This window comes from Amycolatopsis sp. NPDC049688 (assembly GCF_040674975.1).
GTDB lineage: Bacteria > Actinomycetota > Actinomycetes > Mycobacteriales > Pseudonocardiaceae > Amycolatopsis.
Genome location: NZ_JBFANY010000010.1, coordinates 130,778 through 149,576, shown reverse-complemented (window position 1 = coordinate 149,576; position 18,799 = coordinate 130,778). Strand labels below are relative to the sequence as shown.

The window sequence follows — 18,799 nt, the reverse complement described above, 5'->3', positions numbered from 1 at the left end:
CGCTTCAGCTGCCGGCCGGGACGCTCCGGCGCCGGATGGCCAGCAGGGCGACGTCGTCCTGGGCCGCCCGGTTGCCGATCATCGCGGCCATGATCTGCGCGCACACCCGGTCCGGTTCGCCGGCGCGCACGGTCGCCGCCAGCTGCGCCATCCCGACGTCCACCGGCCGGTCCCGGCGCTCCACCAGGCCGTCGGTGTAGAAGGCCAGCACCGCGTCCACCGGCAGCTCCAGGACGGTCGTCCGCCGCTCCGGCACCCCGATGGTCAACCCGATGGGGGGATCCGCGGGTGCGTCGACCAGCCGGCCGGCTTCACCGGGCAGGGCCAGCACCGGCGGCAGGTGCCCGGCGAGGGACAGCGTCAGCGCCTCGCGGTCGGGCCCGATGATCCCGTAGGCCACCGTGGCCATCGCCCCGTGCTCGAAGTGGTTGGCCTTGCGGTCGAGCTTGGCGAGCACCTCGGCGGGGCTTTCGGAGTCGAGGGCGTAGGCGCGCAGGGCGCTGCGCAGCCGTCCCATGATCACCGCCGCGTCGAGGCCGTGGCCGGAGACGTCGCCCATCACCACGCCGAGCCGGTCACCCGGCAGTGTGAACAGGTCGTACCAGTCGCCGCCGAGGCCGGTTTCCGCGCCGGGCACGTACCGGGCGCCGAAGGCCAGGCCGGGCACCTCCGGCAGGGTGCTCGGCAGCAGGCTGCGCTGCAGCGCCATGGTGGCGGTGCGGTTCTCCTCCAGGGCCTCCACCTGGATCACCAGCGCCAGGCGTTCGGCGAGCAGCTGCATGGTGGCCACGTCGGCCTCGCCGAACTGCCGCGGCGCGACCGAACCGACGTGCAGCACCCCGACGAGCTCGCTGCCGGCGATCATCGGCACACCGAGCATGGAGTGCAGCCCGCGTTCCCAGAGCAGGGAGTTGACGACGGTGGTCTCGTCGACGTGGTCCAGGATCACCGGCGCCCGCCGCAGCGCCACCGTGCCGGCGAAGCCGCTGCCCACCGGTACCCGGACGCCCTGGTGGACCTCCTCTTCGATGCCCGCCGCCGCGAAGGCCACCAGCTGGCGGCCGCTGGCCTGGTACCGGAGCACGGTCGCGGTGTCGACCGCCATGACCTCGCGCAGGCGCTGGAGGGTTCCGGCGAGCACCTCGGCCAGCCCCAGGTGCGTGGCCGGAGTACCGATGATCGCCTCCAGCTGCTGCAGCCGGTTCTGGGCGTCGAGACTTCGCGACATGGAACGACCCTAGCCGCCGGTGGTTTGCGGGCCTAACCATCCCGGGTTTCGACGGCGGGTCCCGCGGGGTAACCAGGCCGGCGTGAACGTCGACTTGGACTGGGTGGGCGTGCTGCGGCACGGTCAGAGCACCGGGAACATGGCCAGGGAAGAGGCGGAGTCGGCGGGGGCGGATGTGATCGACATCGCCGAGCGCGACGCCGACGTGCCGCTGACCGACCTGGGGCGGGAACAGGCGTCGGCCGCGGGGAAGTTCCTGGCCGAGCGGCCGCCGGACCTCGTCGTCACCTCGACCTACCGCCGGGCCTGGGACACCGCCCGGCTGGCCGCGCCCGACGGCGTGCCGATCGTGCCCGACGAGCGGCTGCGCGACCGCGAGCTCGGTGTGCTGGACCTGCTGACCTCCCACGGCGTCCGCGAACGGTGGCCCGACGAGCTGCGGCGCAAGCGGCGGCTGGGCAAGTTCTACTACCGGCCGCCGGGCGGGGAATCCTGGGCCGACGTCGTGCTGCGGCTGCGGTCCCTGCTCGCCGAGCTGAGCGCGGAGCACGCGGGAAAGCGCGTTCTGCTGGCCGCGCACGAGATGACCGTCTTCGCCCTGCGCTACCTCCTCGAAGGACTGCCGGAACCCGACCTGCTGCGCGCGGCCGACGCCACCGAGGTCCCGAACGGGTCGGTGACGGCCTGGGAACGCGACCACGACGGCGGGTTCACCATGGTGCTGGCCCAGGAGGTCGGCCACCTGCACGCCACCGACACCCCGCCGACGGCGGACGACGATGCCGCGCAGCAGCTCTCCTGAGCCGGTCAGCCCCGCCCTGTTGCGGGACTGGCGGATCGGCGCCGAAGACCGCGGAACCGTGCTCGTCGTCGGCGGCGCCCGGACGGTGCCGGGCGCACCGGCGCTGTCCGGGACCGCCGCCCTGCGCGCTGGGGCCGGCACCCTGCAGCTGGCGGTCGCCGACCGGCACGCGACGCCGATCGGCGTCTCGGTGCCCGAGTCGTCGGTCTTCGGGCTGCCGGAAACCGCTTCCGGCGCGATCGCCGCGGACGCGGTGGACCGGCTGGCCGACGTGCTGCCCGACGCCGGCACCGTCGTGGCCGGCCCCGGCCTCACCGGCGTTTCGGAGACCGAAGAGCTGCTGCGGCGACTGGTCCCGGCCATCGCCCCGGACGCGAAGGTGGTGCTCGACGCGTTCGCGCTCGGGGCGCTGAGCCGGGACCCCTCGCTCGCGGAACCCCTGGCCGGCCGGCTGCTTCTCACCCCGAACCGCGTCGAGGCCGCTTACCTCGACGGCTGCGAGGAGAAGGACGTCGACGACCTGGAGACGGCGGTCCGGATCGCCGGCCGCTACGGCGGTGTGGTCCTGCTGATGGGCGTGGTCGCGGCACCGGACGGCCGCACCTGGCGCGACGGCAGCGGCCACGTCGGGCTGGCGACGTCGGGCAGCGGCGACGTCCTGGCCGGCCTGACGGGCGGCTTCCTCGCCCGCGGCGCGGCCGTCGACCAGGCGGCCTGCTGGGCGACGCACGTCCACGCGGTGGCCGGCCAGCGGCTGATCCCGGACACCGGCAGCACCGGCCTGCTGGCGCGCGAGCTGGTGGCCGAGATCCCGCGGGTCATCGCCGAACTGGAACGCTGAACCGCTAGCGCTGCGCGGTCGGCCGCACGATGATCTCGTTGACGTCCACGTCGTCCGGCTGCGCGAGCGCGTACGCGATGGCTCCGGCGATGGCGTCCGCCGGCAGGGTGACCGCGCGGTAGGCCCGCATCGCCTCCTGCGCGCCCGGTTCGGTGATCGTGTCGGCCAGTTCGGACTCGGTGACGCCGGGGGAGACCGTCGTCACGCGGATGCCGGGCTCGGCTTCCCGGCGCAGGCCCTCGGTGATCGCCCGGGCCGCGTACTTGGTTCCGCAGTAGACCGCGGCCGTCGGGACCACCTCGTGCGCGCCGGTGGAGGCGATCGTCACGAAGTGCCCGCCGCCCTGACGGCGGAAGTGCGGCAGGGCCGCGGCGATCCCGTGGAGCAGGCCGCGGACGTTGACGTCGATCATCCGGTCCCACTCGTCGACGTGCAGGGAATCCAGGCGGGACAACGGCATCACGCCGGCGTTGGCGACGAAGACGTCGATCCGCCCGTGGGCTTCGACGGCGGCGTCGGCGAACGCGGCGACGTCCGCGCGGTCGGTGACATCGAGGCGGTGGACGTCGGCGGTGCCCCCGGCGTCGTGGATTTCCTTGGCCAGCGCGGTCAGCCGGTCTTCACGCCGGGCGCCGAGCACGACGTGGTGGCCTTCGCGGGCCAGCCGCAGCGCGGTGGCGCGGCCGATGCCGCTGCTGGCGCCGGTGATGAGGACGGTCTTCACGGGGTTTCCTCCTGGGGGTAGTCGGCGCCGAGGGTGGTCTCGCGCCAGGCGTCGAAAGTGGAGCGAAGGGTGTCCAGCCGGGCGGTGGCGATGTCGTAGGCGGCCCGGCCGAGGAGCAGGCGCAGCGGCGGTTCCTCGCTGCCGACCGCGGCGATGATCGCTTCGGCGGCGCGCGCCGGGTCGCCCGGCTGGTGGCCGTAGGTCGCGAGGGTCGCTTCACGGCGTGCGCCCGCGGTTTCGGCGTAGTCGTCGATGCGGATCGCCGACTGCCGCATCGAGGGACCGGACCAGCCGGTGCGGAAGGCGGCGGGCTCGACGATGGTCACCTTGATGCCCAGCGGCGCCACCTCCGCGGCCAGGGACTCCGACAGCCCTTCGACGGCGAACTTCGTCGCGTGGTAGTAGCCGGTGGCGCCGAAGGCGGCCAAGCCGCCGAGGGACGACACGGTGACGACGTGCCCGCTGCGGCGGGCCCGCATACCCGGCAGCACGGCCCGGGTGACGTCGGCGAGGCCGAACACGTTGGTGTCGAACAGTTTCCGGATCTCCTCGTCCTCGCCCTCTTCGACCGCGGCGAGGTAGCCGTAGCCGGCGTTGCCGACCAGGACGTCGATCCGGCCGAACGCGGCTTCGGCGCGCTTGACGGCGTCGACGACCTGGGCGTGGTCGGTGACGTCGAGCGGCAGCGCCAGCGCGCGGTCGCCGTGGGCGGCGACGAGGTCGGCCACCCGCCCCGGATCGCGGGCGGTGACGACCGCGCGCAGGCCGCGGCCGAGCACGGCTTCGGCCAGCGCGCGGCCGAGGCCGCTGGAGCAGCCGGTGATGAACCAGACAGCGTTTTCGGGCATGACGAACTACTCCGTCCATTGTGGAAGGAAAGGGGATTTCAGGACGCGGCGAGGCTGCCCAGCAGCGCCAGCGCCGCTTCCGACGGGCTTCCCGGCTCGGCCTGGTAGACGATCAGCTGCTGGCCGGGCGCGCTGTTCACGGTCAGCGCCTCGTAACTCAGCTCCAGCTCGCCGACCAGCCGGTGCCGGAACCGCTTGGTCTCCCGCGTCTTCTGCCGGATGTCGTGGCGCGCCCACAACCGGCGGAAGTCCGCGCTCTTCACCGACAGCTCGCCGACCGTCTCGATCAGCCGCGGGTCGTCCGGGTCGATCCCGGCGGCCACGCGGAGACCGCCGACCGTGTTGACCGCCACGCGCTCCCAGTCCGGGTAGAACTCGCGGGCGTCCGGGTCGAGGAACACCAGGCGGACCAGGTCACCGCTGTGGGTGTGCCCGGCGAACAACGCCTCGCCCAGCGCGTTGTGCGCGAGCACCTCGAGGCAGGGGCCGAGGACCAGGGCGGGCGTGTCCGGCCAGCCGTCCATCAGGCGCAGCAGGTTCGGGCTGACCCGCTCCGGCCGCCGGGCGCGCCGGCGGCGCGGGGGCACCGGCTGGGCGAGCCGGTGCAGGTGGGCCGTCGCCTCCTCGTCCAGCGCCAGCCCGCGGGCGAGCGCGTCGACGACCTGCGCCGACGGGTTCCGCTCGCGGCCCTGCTCCAGCCGGACGTAGTAGTCGGTGCTCACCCCGGCCAGGACCGCCACCTCTTCGCGGCGCAGCCCCGCGACCCGGCGCGGCCCGCCCGCGGGCAGGCCGAGCTCCTCCGGGCCCACCTGTTCACGGCGGGCCCGGAGGAACTCCCCGAGCGAGTTTTCCGCGGCCATGATCCGAGGCTAACCCGGATCACGTGCCGGAGGGTGGCCGCGGCACACCCACCCTCAGGCCAGCCGGATCGGCTCGCCGTCCTCCTCCGGCCGCACCAGCTTCGCCGTGGCCGTGCGCCCGTCGACGTCCAGCTCCATCACCGCGTTCCCGAAGTGCGGCCCGGACACGCAGTGCCACGACAGCGGCGCGGGCGGGACCCCGGTGCGGCGCGCCAGCCACTCGCTCACCCGCGTCAACCGCCGCGACCAGCCGGCACGGAACAGCCGGGTCATGAACCACGGCACGGTGTTGTGCACCGGTGAGCAGGTCAGCTGGTGGACCGGCGCGGTGGTGCCGCCGGGGAACTCGGCCTGCGCGACGTAGGCGTGGTGCACGTCGCCGGAAAGCACGTTGACCGAGGCCGGTCCGTCGTCGGCGACCCGGGCGACCAGCTTCGCCAGCCGTTCGAACGACGTCCGGAACGCCGGCCAGTGCTCCAGGTCCAGCAGCTGACGCACCCATTCCCCGGCCTTCCCGACGACCCCGGGCCGGGCGCAGAGCCGCTCGTTCACCGACTGGGCGGCCGACAGGGCGGTGGGCAGCAGCCACGGCAGCGACGTGCCGATCAGCAGGTGGTCGAACGGGCCGGACGCCTGCTCCTCGATCCAGCGGAACTCCTCGTCGCCGATCATCGCCCGCTGCCCGCCGGCCAGGATCCGGCCCGCCCGCGAGTCGACGACCAGCAGCCGGACCGGCCCGAAGTCGCGCCGGTAGGACCACCGGGTGCCCTTGGCGCCGTCCGCCTCCCGGTCGGCGCGGTCGGCGAACTCGCGCAGCAGCTCGGCGTTGTCCTCGCCGGACCGGCTCACCCGCTGGTAGAGGTCGTCTTCGGCGAGCTCGCCGGGCCCGAGGTTGCCGAGGTGCTGGTACACCCAGTACGAGACCAGCGCGCCGCGGATCCGCTCCCGCCACCAGGGCGTCCGGGCCATCTGCTCGCGCCAGGCGTGGGAGGTGTTCCAGTCGTCGCGGACGTCGTGGTCGTCGAAGATCATCGACGTCGGCACGGTGGAGAGCAGCCAGCGCACCGCCGGGTCGCACCAGGCTTCGGCGTACAGGTGGCAGTACTCCTCGAAGTCGGCGACCTCGTTGCCGGGCGGTTTCTTCGTGTCGCGCCGGGTGGCGAGCCAGTCCTGCGTCGCGTCGGTGGTCTCGTCGGCGTAGACCTGGTCGCCGAGCAGGAGCAGCGATTCCGGCCATGCGGTTTCGTCGAGCCCGGCCATCCGGTGGGCGTACGCGGCGAGCGCGTCCGGGCCCAGCGCGTCCTGCTCCCGTGGCTTGCGGCAGGACCCGAAGACCAGCCGGAACCGCGGATCGCCGGGCTCGAGCGTCCGGATCCGGCTCGGCGGCAGCGGGCTGTCCGGCTCCGGCCAGACCAGGGTGCCGTCGAGGCGGACTTCGTACGGCGTGCTGCGCCCCGGCTCGAGGCCGGTCAGCACGACGAGGGCGTAGTGGTGGCCGGCGACCTCGAACGTCCGGGCGGCCGCGCCGGCGACGGCGACTTCGCAGGGACCGGCGGTCTCCACCCAGATCGTCGCCGAATCGGCGTTCACGTGCCGCAGCAGCGGGCCCAGCAGCAGCTCGGTCATCCCGGAATCCTGCCAGACCCCCGGCCTCGCGGCCGGGCGGTGAGCCGTTCGGAAGGTGGCGAAACATCGCGATAATCGTTGACCGGCCGGAACCGGGGACGAACCATCATCGCAGTTCCTCTCCCTTTCCCGGAAAGGATTTCCTCCCGTGCGAAGACTCCTCACGGCCCTCTCCGCCGCCGTGCTGGCGATCGCCGCCGCGATCGTGCTGGTCGTGGCGGCGCAGCCGGCGTCCGCGGCCGCGCTGACCCGGGTCACCGACTTCGGCAGCAATCCCAGCAACCTCAACATGTACACCTACGTCCCGGACCGGGTCGCCGCGCGCCCCGCGCTGCTGGTGGCGATCCACTACTGCACCGGTTCGGCGTCGGCAGTGTTCAACGGCTACGCCCGCGACTACGTCACCGCGGCCGACCAGTACGGGTACGTCATCGTGTTCCCGGAAGCCACGCGCAGCGGGCAGTGCTTCGACGTCTCTTCGCCGCAGGCCCTGACCCGCGGCGGCGGCAGCGACCCGGTCGGCATCCTGTCGATGGTCAACTGGGCCAAGCAGCGCTACAACGTCGACTCGTCCCGCGTGTACGTCACCGGGTTCTCCTCGGGCGCGATGATGACGAACGTGCTCGCCGCGGAGTACCCGGACGTGTTCGCGGCCGGCTCGGCGTTCATGGGCGTGCCCGCGGGCTGTTTCGGCACCACGGACGGGTCCGGCTGGAACAGCCAGTGCGCGAACGGCCAGATCATCAAGACCGCGCAGCAGTGGGGCGACCAGGCGCGGCAGATGAGCGGCGGGCGCAGCGGCCCGTACCCGCGGATGCAGCTGTGGCACGGCACCGCCGACGACACGCTGCGCTACCCGAACTTCGGGGAGGAGATCAAGCAGTGGACCAACCTGCAGGGGGTGAGCCAGACACCGTCGTCGAGTGACGCCCCGCAGTCCGGCTGGACGCGCACCCGCTACGGCGGCACCGGCGTGCAAGCGCCGGTCGAGGGCATCAGCGTCCAGGGCGCCGGCCATGCGTTGCCGCAGAACGGGATGGTGGCGTACGCGATCGCGTTCCTCGGCCTGAACAGCGGTGGCCCGGCCACGACGACGCCGACCACGCCCACCACGACCACGTCGTCCACGCCGCCGGCGGGAACCACGCTCGGCAGCGCGGCGGCCCGGACCGGGCGGTACTTCGGCACGGCGGTGTCGGCGAGCAAGCTGTCCGACAGCGTCTACACCGGCATCCTGAGCCGCGAGTTCTCCATGATCACGCCGGAGAACGAGATGAAGATCGACGCGACCGAGCCGTCGCAGGGCCAGTTCTCCTACGCCAACGCGGACCGGATCGTGAGCCAGGCGGCGAGCCAGGGTGCCCGGATGCGCGGGCACACGCTGGCCTGGTACGCGCAGCAGCCGGGCTGGATGCAGAGCATGGAGGGTTCGGCGCTGCGGCAGGCGATGCTCAACCACATCACGCAGGTGGCGTCCCACTACCGGGGCAAGATCTACGCGTGGGACGTGGTGAACGAGGCGTTCGCCGACGGCGGATCGGGGGCCCGGCGCGACTCGAACCTGCAGCGCACGGGCGACGACTGGATCGAGGCGGCGTTCCGCGCCGCACGTTCGGCCGACCCGGACGCGAAGCTCTGCTACAACGACTACAACACCGACGACTGGAACCAGGCGAAGACCCAGGCGGTGTACCGCATGGTGCAGGACTTCAAGGCCCGCGGCGTCCCGATCGACTGCGTCGGCTTCCAGTCCCATTTCAACAGCAACAGCCCGGTGCCGTCGAACTACCGCACGACGCTGCAGAACTTCGCCGACCTCGGCGTGGACGTGCAGATCACCGAACTGGACGTCGAGGGCTCGGGAACGGCCCAGGCGAACAACTACCGCACGGTGACGCAGGCGTGCATGGCGGTCGCCCGCTGCACCGGCATGACGACGTGGGGCATCCGTGACACGGACTCGTGGCGGGCGTCGGCAACGCCGTTGCTGTTCGACGGGAACGGCCAGAAGAAGGAGGCGTACACGGCGGTGCTGGACGCGCTGAACGGCGGCGCACCCCCGGACGGCGGCACCACCACTCCGACCACGACTCCGACGTCGTCGCCCTGTTCGGCCGCCTACCTCAAGACGGCGGAGTGGAACGTGGGCTTCAACGGCCAGGTGACGGTGACGGGGACGAACACCTGGGTTCTCACGATCACGTTCCACGCACCGCAGAAGGTGATCGGCAGCTGGAACTACACGGGAACGTGGGACAGCACGGGCTACGTGCTGACGGCGCGGCCCAACGGAAGCGGCAACGTCATCGGCTTCACGGTCCAGCACGGCGGGAACCTGACCCCGCCGACGGTGACCTGCGCGGTGGGGTAGCCGCGGTGGCGAGGCCGTGCGGAAACTGTCGGTGGTGACGGATAGCCTCGGCACATGAAAACGGACGACGCGACGGTCCCGGCGCACCAGCTCACCAAGGGCCAGTGGTTCTGGCACGAGCCGGCGCCGGGGCTGCCCGCGTGGCAGCTGCAGGTGAATTCGGCGGAGTTGGTGGAAGATTCCGTCGAGATCTTCACCACGGACGAGGAGAGGGAGCTGGTTTCGTACCCGCGGAACCGGTTGGTGCGGTTGGCCGAGGTGGCTTGAGGGGGAGAGGACGGTGGGGTGGTGAGGTGGCCGCGCCCGTGAGGGTGGGGCGCGGCCACCTGGGTGCGACAGGGGTTTGCCGGAAGAAGTGGCAGGGTTGCCGGGCCAGGTAGGCCGGCGGCGAGGGCTGGCGTATCTGCGTGAGCTCGGTGGGCTTGCTCCTGCACGATCCGCCGGTGGGGCAGCCCGCATTGCCCGAGTCGCTGGGCATTCACCCTTGTTGTCTGTCGCTTGTGGTCTTTGCCCTGCCGGTGTGAGCCGGACGACAAGGGCCGTTCGTTCGCCCGCGTGGGGCTCGATGCCCGCCGGCCGCTTCTTCGTGAGCCGGCGGGTAGCCCTTCCTCAGGCCGGGGTGGCTTCCCGGAGTGCTGCCGGGCGCCAGGTCATGCGGACCGTTGTTCCCTTGGTGCTGCTGTCGACGTCGGACTGGTCCGTCACCTGGTCGATCAGCAGCAGGCCGCGGCCGCCCGAGGTGCGCAGCGCCGCCGGGCGGGGGCGGGTGGCCGGGATTCCGCAGCCCGTGTCCGTCACCGTGACGGTGATCGCGTCGCCGGCCCGGCCGGCCTGGAGGCGGGCCCAGCCGTGGCCGTCCGGGTAGGCGTGGGCCGCCACGTTCGCCAGGGCTTCGTACGTCGCCAAGGTGATGTCGTGCTTGCTGTCCGGGTCGAGCGGGAGCTCGTTCAGCCAGTGGATCAGCTTGCGGCGCAGACCGGCCATCTCGTTGGGCAGGGCGGGCGCCAGCTCTTCGAAGGTCGAGGCGACCACGGGTCCGGCGGCGACGCGCTCGGGTGCCGTGGTCCCGGCTTGGTCGGCGTCGGTCTTGTCGCCCGTATCGACGCCAGTTTCCGGGGTATGTCGATACACGATCAGCTCCCATCGGTCAGCCGCGGTTCCCCCGTTTCGGCGGGCTTCTCCTGTGGACTACCCACCGCCACGGAGTCTTACCCGTTGTGCTTCGTGAGATGGCTCGCTACAGTGGAGGCGCTCCTCGCGGATGCCGGCCCCTCGGCCGCCCGGAGGCAGCTCCCCGGATCCAGGCCGCTCGGCCTCTTTCCTTCACTCACGGTCACGCCGTCTTCGCGCGGGCCGATCACCTCATCTGGAGACACCCATGTCCTTCCACGGAATCCTCGACCTGTCCGGCAAGACCCCCTACGTCCGGCCGGGCTACCGGGCGGCGCCCGACGACGTCGCCATCCCGCTCGCCCTCGTCCGCCGGCACGATCTGCGGCCGGGCGACGAAATCACCGGCACCACCGAGCAGATCACCAGCGTCAACGGCACCGACCCGGCCGAACCCCGGCCCCGTTTCGCCGACCTCGTCCCGGTGCACCCGGACCGCCGGCTGCTGCTCGAAACCACGCCGGCGCGGCTGCTGCCCCGCGTCATCGACCTCGTCACCCCGCTCGGCCGGGGCCAGCGCGCCCTGGTCGTTTCGCCGCCGAAAGCCGGGAAAACCACGGTGCTGAGCGAAATCGGCCACGGCCTGTCGGTCAACCACCCGGACTGCCGGCTGTTGGTCCTGCTGGCCGACGAACGGCCCGAGGAGGTCACCGAGCTGCGCCGGACGGTGCGCGGCGAGGTGATCGCGTCCACCTTCGACCGTCCGCCCGCCGAGCACGTCGCGGTGGCGGAACTCACCGTCGAGCGCGCGAAACGCTTGGTGGAGAAGGGCGAAGACGTCGTCCTCCTGCTCGACTCGCTGACCCGCCTCGGCCGCGCGTACAACCTTTCGACGCGCCCGTCCGGCCGCACGCTCTCCGGCGGCGTCGACGCGGCCGCGTTGCAGCCGATGAAGCGGATCGTCGGCGCCGCCCGGAACGTCGAGGGCGGCGGGTCCCTCACGATCATCGCGTCGGCCCTGGTGGAGACGGGGTCCCTGGCCGATACGGTGTTCTTCGAGGAGCTGAAGAGCACCGGCAACGCCGAACTCAAGCTGGACCGCAAAACGGCCGAGCGCCGCGTCTTCCCGGCGGTCGACGTGGCCGCCTCCGGCACCCGGCGGGAAGAACTGCTGGTGACCCCGGGCGAGCTCGCCGCGATGCGGGAGGTCCGGCGGGCGTTGCCGGGGCCGCACGCGATCGAGCAGCTGCTGGACCAGCTCCGCAAGACCGGTTCCAACGCCGAGTTCCTCCTCCGCGTGACGGGCGCGGCCCTGCCTGACGCGGCTTGAACGGTCAGCTGCGGCGACGCTCCCGCAGTTCGCCGATCACCTGCTGCCCGGCGCCCTCGGCATCCTCGACACCGGCCGGGGGTTCGCCCTGGCCGGGACGATAAAGATCATCCTCGGCCCGCCCGGGATCCGGAGTCCCGGGGCGCGCGATCTCGGGCTGCTGTTCGTCCGGCTGCGACATCCCGGCTCCTTTCATCGAGGCGGCTGGTAGGGGGTGGCCTGCGGGTAGGACGGCCGTTCGGGCCCCCGGTTCAGGGTGGCGACGAGAAACCCGAACCCGACGACGATCACGACGAGCGCACCGGCCCCGGGAGCCGCCACCCACCAGCCGAACCCACCGGCAGCCACGACCCAGGCCACGGCGAGGGTGCGCTTCGCGGTGAGCGGATACGGTTTCGGCAGTTCCCGCACGGCGGTGGCGCCGAGAACAAGCAGCCCGGCGAGGGTGACGAGCAGCACGGTCAGGTACACGGGATGTCCTCCTTCGGGGAGTCGGCCATCTGCCCGCCGACTACCCCGAACGGGCGGGCGACAAGCCGTGGCGTCGGGCACAGGGACGGCTCACCGGGCGCCGGACTTGCCCGGTTGCGCACCTGCGCGCCTCCGGCCCCGGCCTGGCTCCGGCGCGCCCGCCCGGACCGGCTTCACCCGGCCAGCCACCCGCAACCCCCACCGCGGCAAACCCTCAGGTCCCCCGGCCCGTCGCCTTCTGCAGCGCGTCGATCCGCTCGGACGCCTCCGCCTTCGTCAGACCTTCCGGCACCTCCTCGCCGGCTTCCTGCGCCAGGGTCTGCAGGTACGACTTCTGCGGCCCGGTCATCGGCTCGTCGCCGGTGGTCCAGTCGCTCGGGTCCTTCTCCGGGTTCGGTTCCACCTGGTCAGTCATCACCACTCCCATCGAGCATCGAGGAATCGAACATCTGTTCGCCTGCGACCGACTCTAGCGCAGGGGTCCGACATCCGCCGCTCACGAGCCGGCCGGGGGTGTGCTCGGGACGCCTGCCTCGTGGCCCGGGCGGCCGTGGGTGCGGCGGTCGTCCTTCATCTGCTGTTCGTGCAGGTGGCGGCGGCCTCCCGTCAACGACGTGAGCAGCTCACGCTCAAGGTCGCGGCAGGCCTTGTAGTACCCGTCGTCGTACTCCTCGACGACCTGGAACGTCCACCGATCGGGTAACACGTTGAGCCCGATCAGCTCCTCGGAGATGCGCCGCGCCCAGTCGCCGTGGCCGGCCTTCTCGAGCTGTTCCACGGCGTCGCCGAGGGCCAGGTCCGCGCTCCCGGTCAGCTGGTGGAACGAGTACAGGTGCCCGCGGGCGCGCTCGATCGTCTCGAGCGCCTCGGTGACCTTGCCGACGGCTTCGACGGTGGCGGCGTCAGGGTTCTCGTCCATGCGCGGAAAGTGCCCCGTTCCGCGATTTCTACACCTCGCGGAACGGGGCACCGGCCGGACCTCACGCCGTGGGCCGCGTGGCTCCCGCGTACTGGCTCAGCAGGGGCGAGATCTTGACGACGTCGCCGCTCGTCGGCGCGTGCACCATCTTGCCGTCGCCGATGTACATGCCGATGTGGGACACGGGGGAGTAGTAGGCGACCAGGTCGCCCGGCTGCAGCTGGTCCCGCGACACCGGGGTGCCGAAGCCGGCCTGCGCCGAGGACGTCCGCGGCAGGCTGATGCCCGCCTGCTTGTACGCCCACTGCATGAGGCCCGAGCAGTCGAACGTGCTCGGCCCGGTGGCGCCCCAGACGTAGGCGCTGCCGAGCTTGCTCAGCGCCGCGTTGACCGCGGCCTGTGCGGCCGCGGTGGGCGCCTTGACGTTCGGTGCCGCGCCGCCGGTGTCCTTCTGCGCGGCCTTGTCCGCGCTGCTGAGGTTCCGGCTCTGCGCCTCGATCTGGTCGATCTGCGCCTGGAGGTTCTTCTTCTTGCCCTCGATGTCCGCCGCCAGCTTCGCCGCCGCGTCGCGCGCGTCCTGCGCCCGATTCGCCGCGTCGGCCGCCGCCTTCTCCGCCGCCGTGGCCTTGTCCGCGGCTCCGGTGAGGTTGTCCATCGCGGCGTTCTTGTCGGTCGCGATCACCTCGAGCGCCGCCGACCGGTCCAGGAACTCCTGAGTGGACGTTCCGGCCAGCAGCGCCGACAGCTTGTTCATCTGGACGCCGCCGGTGAACGACGCGCCGGCGAACTTGTCCACTTCGGACTGGTACTTCCGCTTCGCGTCGATCGCCTGGGCACCGGCGTTCTTCGCGGCGGTCAGGTCGGCGTCGGCCTTGTCGAGCTGGCCCTGCTTGGCGGTCAGGTCGTCCTGCGCGCGCAGCAGGTCTTCGTTGAGCTTTTCCGCCTGTGCTGCGAGATCGCGGTACCTGGCGAGGGCGTCCGACCCGGTGGGCGGGGCCTGGAGGACGGGGACGGGGGCGGCGGTGGCCGGCTGGGCCATGGTGACGACGGTGATCACCGAGGCCGCGGCGAGGGCACCTGACACCACGCGCTTGACGGGATGCGAACGCATTCTCGCGCGGGTCTCCTTTGCTGATCGGCCGCCGGCGGGTACCGGGACGGCGAGTCGGGGGCCTCGCCCGTCCCCGGGGCGCGCTCGACCGCAACAGGAAGAGCCCGCGGTGGGGTCCGGTACCCGACAGGGGGTATCGGCGGCGATCTCGCGTCGCCGTCGGGGGGACGACCGGGGGCCGCGAGATCTCGAACAGGTTACGAAACGAGCACGGCAGCGTCCAGAGGGGGGCGGTCGAAACTCTCTGTGACGCTCGATCACACGCCTGGACCAGGAGGAACCCTGACTTGTTGTGGCTGGAATTACATGCCGTCACGGCCGAATAAGGTGCGTGAATCCAGTTTGTACGTCCCTTGTATCCGGTTCGGTGATGCTCCCGGCCACACCGATTCCGATCCATGGAGGACGAGGAAGATGTTCACGAAGGCCGCCGTGCTCACGGCGCTCACCGCCGCGACGTTCGCCGTGGCCGCACCGGCCCAGGCCGAGACCGCGGCCACGACGGCGCTGCCCACGGCCAATATGGAGGCCGTGCTGAAGGCGGCCCAGATCGACCCGCGCCGCGCCGACGACACCCAGACCCCGGGTGCCCACGACAGCGTGCTGCTCGTCGAGCAGGCGTTGCAGGCGAAGGGGCTGCTCGACAGCCAGTACGTCGACGGGTACTTCGGCACCACCACGATCTCGGCGTACTCGCAGTACCAGAAGTCCCTGGGCTACAGCGGACTCGACGCGTCCGGCCTGCCGGGCAAGACGTCGCTGGAGAAGCTGGGCGAAGGCCGGTACACGGTCACCAACGCGGTTTCCGCCGGCAGCCAGGTGACCTACCACGGCAAGACCCTCAACACCCGCACCAAGGCGATGCTCGTTGCGGCGGAAGGAAAAGTGGGCTTCCAGGTCACCCTGACGCAGGGTTCGTACAACCCCGGTGGCGTCGACGCCTCGGCCGGGACGCACGACGGCGGCGGCGCGATGGACATCTCGGTGTCCGGCATGTCCTCGACCAACCGCACCAACCTGCTGAAGGCGCTGCGCAACGTCGGGTTCGCGGCCTGGTACCGCACGCCGGCGCAGGGTTTCGAGTACCACATCCACGCCATGGCCATCTCCGACCCGGACCTGTCCTCGGGGGCCCAGCACCAGACCGGCGACTACTACCTGGGCATGAACGGCCTGGCCGGCCGCGGCGCCGACGACGGCCCGCAGGTCGCGAAGGTGACGTGGGAGGAGTACCAGCGCGGCTGATGCCGGGCGCGCGCCCGGCCGTGGTGGCACGGCCGGGCGCACCGGTGGTTTGATCGAAGGACCAACGACTTGGGGGTGCTTCGATGCCGCAGAAGGCGTTCCGGTTCGGCGTGGTCGCGGGCGCGACCGAAGGTGGCGCGAAATGGCTCGCCACCGCCCGCCGGGCCGAGGAACTCGGCTATTCGACGCTGCTGTGCCCGGACAACCTGAACATGCCGACGCCGACCGCCGCCCTCGCGGCCGCCGCGGCGGCGACGACCGGCCTGCGCGTCGGCTCGTTCGTCCTGGCCAGCCCGTTGCGCACGGCGCGGGCGGCGGCCTGGGAGGCGCACAGCCTGAGCGTCGTCACGGACGGCCGGTTCGAGCTCGGCCTGGGCACCGGGCGGCCGGAAATGCGGCAGCAGGCCGGGGAACTCGGCCTGCCCTACGGTTCCGGGCAGGAGCGGCTCGACGCGATTTCCGAGACGATCGACCACGTCCGCCGGCTCGACGGCGACGGGCACACGCCGGTGATGATCGCCGCGGGCGGGCCGAAGGTGCGCCGCCTGGCCGGGCTGAAGGCCGACATCGTCACCCTCGCCGGCGGCGTGCTGACCACCCGGGAGGAAATGTCCGGCCACGTCGAAGAAATCCGGTCGGCCGCCGGTGACCGCGAGATCGAGCTCGCGATGAACATCTGGGTCGTCGGCGAGCGGGTGCCGCCGTGGATCCGCGGTTTCATCGGCGTCGACGCCGAAACGCTGATCGAGCACGACTCCCTCGGCCTGCTCCGCGGCAGCGTCGACGACATGGTGGCGGAGCTGGAACGGCGCCGCGAGGAACAGGGCGTGTCCTACTTCAGCGTCAACGGCGCTTTCCTTGAGGAATTCGCTCCGGTGGTGGAGCGGCTGTCGGGGAAGTGAGCGTCGAGGGGTCGGTGTTGGCGCCGCAGAGCACGACGGCGACCCGTTCGCCCGGCGCGGGCCGGTAGGCGCCGGAGAGCAGGGCGGCGAACGCCGTCGCGCCACCGGGTTCGACGGCGAGGCGGTAGCGGTCCCACAGCGCCGTCCTCGCCTCGAGGATCGCGGTGTCGTCCACCAGCACCGAACCCGCGTTCGTGCGGGTGGCGACGGCGAAGGCGATGTCGCCGAGCCGGGAGGCGCCCAGCGAGTCGGCGGCGACGCCCGAGACCTCGACCGTCGCCGGCGCGCCCGCGGCCAGCGCCGAATGCAGCGTCGGGATCGTGCGCGGCTCGACGCCGACCACCCGCGCCCGGCCCTCGACCGCGGCGGCGACGCCGGCCAGCAGCCCGCCGCCGCCGACCGCGACGAGCACGGTGTCCAGGCCGCCGGCCTGGTCCAGCAGCTCGAGGCCGAGGGTGCCCTGCCCGGCGCAGATGTCCGGCTGGTCGTAGGCGTGGCAGAACAGGGCGCCGGAGTCCGCGGCGGCCTTCACGGCCGCGTCGTAGGCATCGGCGTACTTCTCGCCCACCAGCTCCACCGCCGCGCCGAGCTGCCGCAGCTTCGCGACTTTCACGGCGGGCGCGGTCGCCGGGACGTAGACGTGCGCCGGGAGGCCGAATTCGCGGGCGGCGTGGGCGACGGCGAGCCCGGCGTTGCCGCCCGAAGCGGTCACGACGCCGGTCTGCTCGCCGGCGGCGAGGATCCGGTTGAAGGCGCCCCGGGCCTTGAACGACCCGGTGTGCTGCAGGTGCTCGAGCTTGAACCACAGGCCGTCGTCGGCGAACACCGGCGTCCGGCGGACCCGGCCCTCGATGCGCGCGGCCGCCCGGGCCACGTCCGCAGTGCTGATCATGGCTCCAGCATGCGCGCGGGCCGCCGTAAGCACCAGCGACGTCTCCTATGCTGGCATTAGCGACGCTTACGGCTGGAGGTCCCCGTGCTCGACGCCCACCGGCTGGCCGTGCTGGCCGAGGTCGCGCACGCGGGCTCGATCGCCGCGGCCGCCCAGCGGCTTTCCTTCACGCCGTCCGCCGTTTCGCAGCAGCTGGCCAAGCTGGAGCGGGACGCCGGCGCCCGGCTGCTGCACCGCCACCCGCGCGGGGTCACCCTCACCACGGCCGGGGAGGAGCTGCTCGTCCACGCCGAGGCGATCGTCGGCGAGCTGCGGGCGGCCGAGCGGACGGTCCGTGCCCTGCTCGAGGAGGAACTCACCGTCGGCACGTTCGCGAGCGCGGGCATGACCCTGGTGCCCGCCGCGCTCGCCGGTTTCCGCCGCGACCACCCCGGCGTGGCGCTGCGGCTGCTGGACCTGGAGCCGCCCGACGGCTACGGCCTGGTCAGCTCGCGCGACCTCGACCTGCTGATCACCCACCGCTATCCCGGCGCCCCGCTGCCCGAGCCGCGCGGCCTGGAGCGGACGCTGTTGCGTTCGGAGCGGTTCCGGCTGATCCTGCCGAAGGGGCACGCGAAGGCGGGCGCCCGCCGGCTCACCCTGAGTGCCCTGGCCGGGGAGGACTGGATCTCCGGCAGCCCGGGCGTGCCCAACCGAGCCTGCCTGGAGCAGCTGGCCGACGCCGCCGGCGTCCGGCTGCGGGTGGCCTACGAGACGCGGGACTACCAGGTGATCCTGGCGCTGGTGGAGGCCGGGCTGGGCGTCGCGTTCGTGCCGGAGGGCGTGCTCGAGCGGGTGGCGCCGGACCGCGTCGAGGTGCGTGACGCGGCGGACGCGCGGCCGGCGCGGGAGATCTTCGTGGTGCACTACCGGCGGCCGGGGAAGCTGGTGACGGAGATGGTGGCCCGGCTCAGCCGTCCGCAGTAGCTCCGCCGGCGGCCGGGAACTGGATGGGGCTCAGCAGGTAGCGGACGCGGTCCGCGGTGGGCTCGTGGCCCATCCGGCGCACGATCACCTCCCGCAGCTCGCCGATCATCTCGGCCAGTTCGGCGCGGCTGAGCCACAGCGCGTGCTGCCGGTAGCCGACGAGGTCGGCGGCCGGGTCGGCGTCCTCGCGGTCGAGGTAGGCGTTGAACTCCGCGATGAGCGCGGCCATCGCGGTCGCGAACACGTGCCGGTGGTCCTCTTTGGACACCGACGCCGCGGTGGCTTCATCGACCACCGCGCGTTCCCGGCGCAGGCGGTAGCGCCGCTCGACGGCGCCGTGCACCCGCTGCTCGCCCTCGACCTCGAGGATCCCGCCGTCGGCGAGCACGCCGACGTGCCGGTACACGGTCGCCTTCGAGACGTCCGGCAGGCGTTCGCACAGCTCGGACGTGGTGCGGGTCTGGCCGCCCGCCATCGCGTGCACGATCCGCAGCCGCACCGGGTGCACCAGCAGGTTCAGGGAATCCACCCCGCGATGTTCTCACGTGTGATA

At 72.3% G+C, this 18,799-nt stretch carries 21 protein-coding genes; 8 read left to right on the top strand and 13 right to left on the bottom strand.

Annotation, left to right across the window (positions count from 1 at the left end):
- Window positions 1-4 precede the first annotated feature (4 nt).
- Complete coding sequence (locus AB0J55_RS29035) at window positions 5-1,228, bottom strand: GAF domain-containing SpoIIE family protein phosphatase (protein ID WP_364255211.1); 1,224 nt, start codon at window positions 1,226-1,228, stop codon at window positions 5-7.
- An 82-nt stretch (window positions 1,229-1,310) separates the two neighbouring features.
- Here AB0J55_RS29035 and AB0J55_RS29030 point away from each other — a divergent pair, with 82 nt between their 5' ends.
- Window positions 1,311-2,030, top strand: coding sequence for a histidine phosphatase family protein (locus AB0J55_RS29030; RefSeq protein ID WP_364255208.1), 720 nt, complete (start codon window positions 1,311-1,313; stop codon window positions 2,028-2,030).
- Window positions 2,008-2,871 carry an NAD(P)H-hydrate dehydratase gene (locus tag AB0J55_RS29025; RefSeq protein ID WP_364255205.1) on the top strand — a complete coding sequence of 288 codons (864 nt, stop codon included), beginning with the start codon at window positions 2,008-2,010 and terminating at the stop codon, window positions 2,869-2,871. Before AB0J55_RS29030 ends, AB0J55_RS29025 begins: the two co-directional genes overlap by 23 nt.
- 4 nt (window positions 2,872-2,875) lie before the next feature.
- Here the strand turns inward: AB0J55_RS29025 and AB0J55_RS29020 are convergent, their stop codons facing one another.
- From AB0J55_RS29020 to AB0J55_RS29005, 4 genes are read right to left on the bottom strand one after another with little or no spacing between them, the layout of a single operon-like run.
- Complete coding sequence (locus AB0J55_RS29020; RefSeq protein WP_364255202.1) at window positions 2,876-3,595, bottom strand: SDR family oxidoreductase; 720 nt, start codon at window positions 3,593-3,595, stop codon at window positions 2,876-2,878.
- Entirely contained in the window at window positions 3,592-4,443 is an 852-nt protein-coding gene (locus tag AB0J55_RS29015) for an oxidoreductase (protein WP_364255199.1), read from the bottom strand. The genes AB0J55_RS29020 and AB0J55_RS29015 overlap by 4 nt, the downstream gene beginning before the upstream one ends.
- 38 nt (window positions 4,444-4,481) lie before the next feature.
- Complete coding sequence (locus AB0J55_RS29010; RefSeq protein WP_364255196.1) at window positions 4,482-5,303, bottom strand: helix-turn-helix transcriptional regulator; 822 nt, start codon at window positions 5,301-5,303, stop codon at window positions 4,482-4,484.
- A gap of 54 nt (window positions 5,304-5,357) precedes the next feature.
- The gene (locus tag AB0J55_RS29005) at window positions 5,358-6,929 is read right to left on the bottom strand and encodes an alkaline phosphatase D family protein (protein ID WP_364255193.1); all 1,572 of its coding nucleotides are present in this window, start codon (window positions 6,927-6,929) and stop codon (window positions 5,358-5,360) included.
- 148 nt (window positions 6,930-7,077) lie between these two features.
- Here AB0J55_RS29005 and AB0J55_RS29000 point away from each other — a divergent pair, with 148 nt between their 5' ends.
- Together AB0J55_RS29000 and AB0J55_RS28995 are read left to right on the top strand one after the other, a co-directional pair.
- Window positions 7,078-9,300, top strand: a complete 2,223-nt coding sequence (locus AB0J55_RS29000) for a PHB depolymerase family esterase (protein ID WP_364255190.1) — start codon at window positions 7,078-7,080, stop codon at window positions 9,298-9,300.
- A gap of 54 nt (window positions 9,301-9,354) precedes the next feature.
- A complete protein-coding gene (locus AB0J55_RS28995; RefSeq protein ID WP_364255187.1) occupies window positions 9,355-9,567 on the top strand; it encodes a hypothetical protein in 213 nt (70 codons plus the stop codon).
- 342 nt (window positions 9,568-9,909) lie between these two features.
- Here the strand turns inward: AB0J55_RS28995 and AB0J55_RS28990 are convergent, their stop codons facing one another.
- On the bottom strand, window positions 9,910-10,431 hold the full coding sequence (locus AB0J55_RS28990; RefSeq protein ID WP_364255184.1) for an ATP-binding protein: 522 nt from the start codon (window positions 10,429-10,431) through the stop codon (window positions 9,910-9,912).
- Window positions 10,432-10,678: 247 nt separating this feature from the next.
- Between AB0J55_RS28990 and rho the strand changes: the two genes are divergently transcribed.
- Window positions 10,679-11,740 (top strand): transcription termination factor Rho, encoded by a 1,062-nt coding sequence (gene rho, locus AB0J55_RS28985; RefSeq protein WP_364255181.1) that lies wholly within the window; start codon window positions 10,679-10,681, stop codon window positions 11,738-11,740.
- Between the two features lie 4 nt (window positions 11,741-11,744).
- On the opposite strand, the gene AB0J55_RS28980 is transcribed toward rho, so the two are convergent.
- The 5 genes from AB0J55_RS28980 to AB0J55_RS28960 form a co-directional block, all read right to left on the bottom strand.
- Window positions 11,745-11,921 (bottom strand): hypothetical protein, encoded by a 177-nt coding sequence (locus AB0J55_RS28980; protein ID WP_364255178.1) that lies wholly within the window; start codon window positions 11,919-11,921, stop codon window positions 11,745-11,747.
- Between the two features lie 11 nt (window positions 11,922-11,932).
- The gene (locus AB0J55_RS28975) at window positions 11,933-12,211 is read right to left on the bottom strand and encodes a hypothetical protein (protein ID WP_364255175.1); all 279 of its coding nucleotides are present in this window, start codon (window positions 12,209-12,211) and stop codon (window positions 11,933-11,935) included.
- 214 nt (window positions 12,212-12,425) lie between these two features.
- Window positions 12,426-12,626, bottom strand: coding sequence for a DUF3072 domain-containing protein (locus tag AB0J55_RS28970; RefSeq protein WP_310971519.1), 201 nt, complete (start codon window positions 12,624-12,626; stop codon window positions 12,426-12,428).
- 81 nt (window positions 12,627-12,707) lie between these two features.
- Window positions 12,708-13,130, bottom strand: a complete 423-nt coding sequence (locus AB0J55_RS28965) for a hypothetical protein (RefSeq protein WP_364255172.1) — start codon at window positions 13,128-13,130, stop codon at window positions 12,708-12,710.
- Between the two features lie 61 nt (window positions 13,131-13,191).
- A complete protein-coding gene (locus tag AB0J55_RS28960) occupies window positions 13,192-14,241 on the bottom strand; it encodes a C40 family peptidase (RefSeq protein ID WP_364255169.1) in 1,050 nt (349 codons plus the stop codon).
- A gap of 414 nt (window positions 14,242-14,655) precedes the next feature.
- On the opposite strand from AB0J55_RS28960, the gene AB0J55_RS28955 reads away from it, so the two are divergent.
- Together AB0J55_RS28955 and AB0J55_RS28950 are read left to right on the top strand one after the other, a co-directional pair.
- Window positions 14,656-15,486 (top strand): peptidoglycan-binding protein, encoded by an 831-nt coding sequence (locus AB0J55_RS28955; protein WP_364255166.1) that lies wholly within the window; start codon window positions 14,656-14,658, stop codon window positions 15,484-15,486.
- 83 nt (window positions 15,487-15,569) lie between these two features.
- Window positions 15,570-16,388, top strand: coding sequence for an LLM class flavin-dependent oxidoreductase (locus AB0J55_RS28950; RefSeq protein WP_364255163.1), 819 nt, complete (start codon window positions 15,570-15,572; stop codon window positions 16,386-16,388).
- On the opposite strand, the gene AB0J55_RS28945 is transcribed toward AB0J55_RS28950, so the two are convergent.
- Entirely contained in the window at window positions 16,330-17,280 is a 951-nt protein-coding gene (locus tag AB0J55_RS28945; RefSeq protein WP_364255160.1) for a threonine/serine dehydratase, read from the bottom strand. The two genes, AB0J55_RS28950 and AB0J55_RS28945, sit on opposite strands and share 59 nt — an antisense overlap.
- An 84-nt stretch (window positions 17,281-17,364) precedes the next feature.
- Here AB0J55_RS28945 and AB0J55_RS28940 point away from each other — a divergent pair, with 84 nt between their 5' ends.
- A complete protein-coding gene (locus AB0J55_RS28940; RefSeq protein ID WP_364255157.1) occupies window positions 17,365-18,246 on the top strand; it encodes a LysR substrate-binding domain-containing protein in 882 nt (293 codons plus the stop codon).
- Here AB0J55_RS28940 and AB0J55_RS28935 read toward each other — a convergent pair.
- A complete protein-coding gene (locus AB0J55_RS28935; RefSeq protein WP_364255154.1) occupies window positions 18,230-18,775 on the bottom strand; it encodes a helix-turn-helix domain-containing protein in 546 nt (181 codons plus the stop codon). The two genes, AB0J55_RS28940 and AB0J55_RS28935, sit on opposite strands and share 17 nt — an antisense overlap.
- Window positions 18,776-18,799 lie beyond the last annotated feature (24 nt).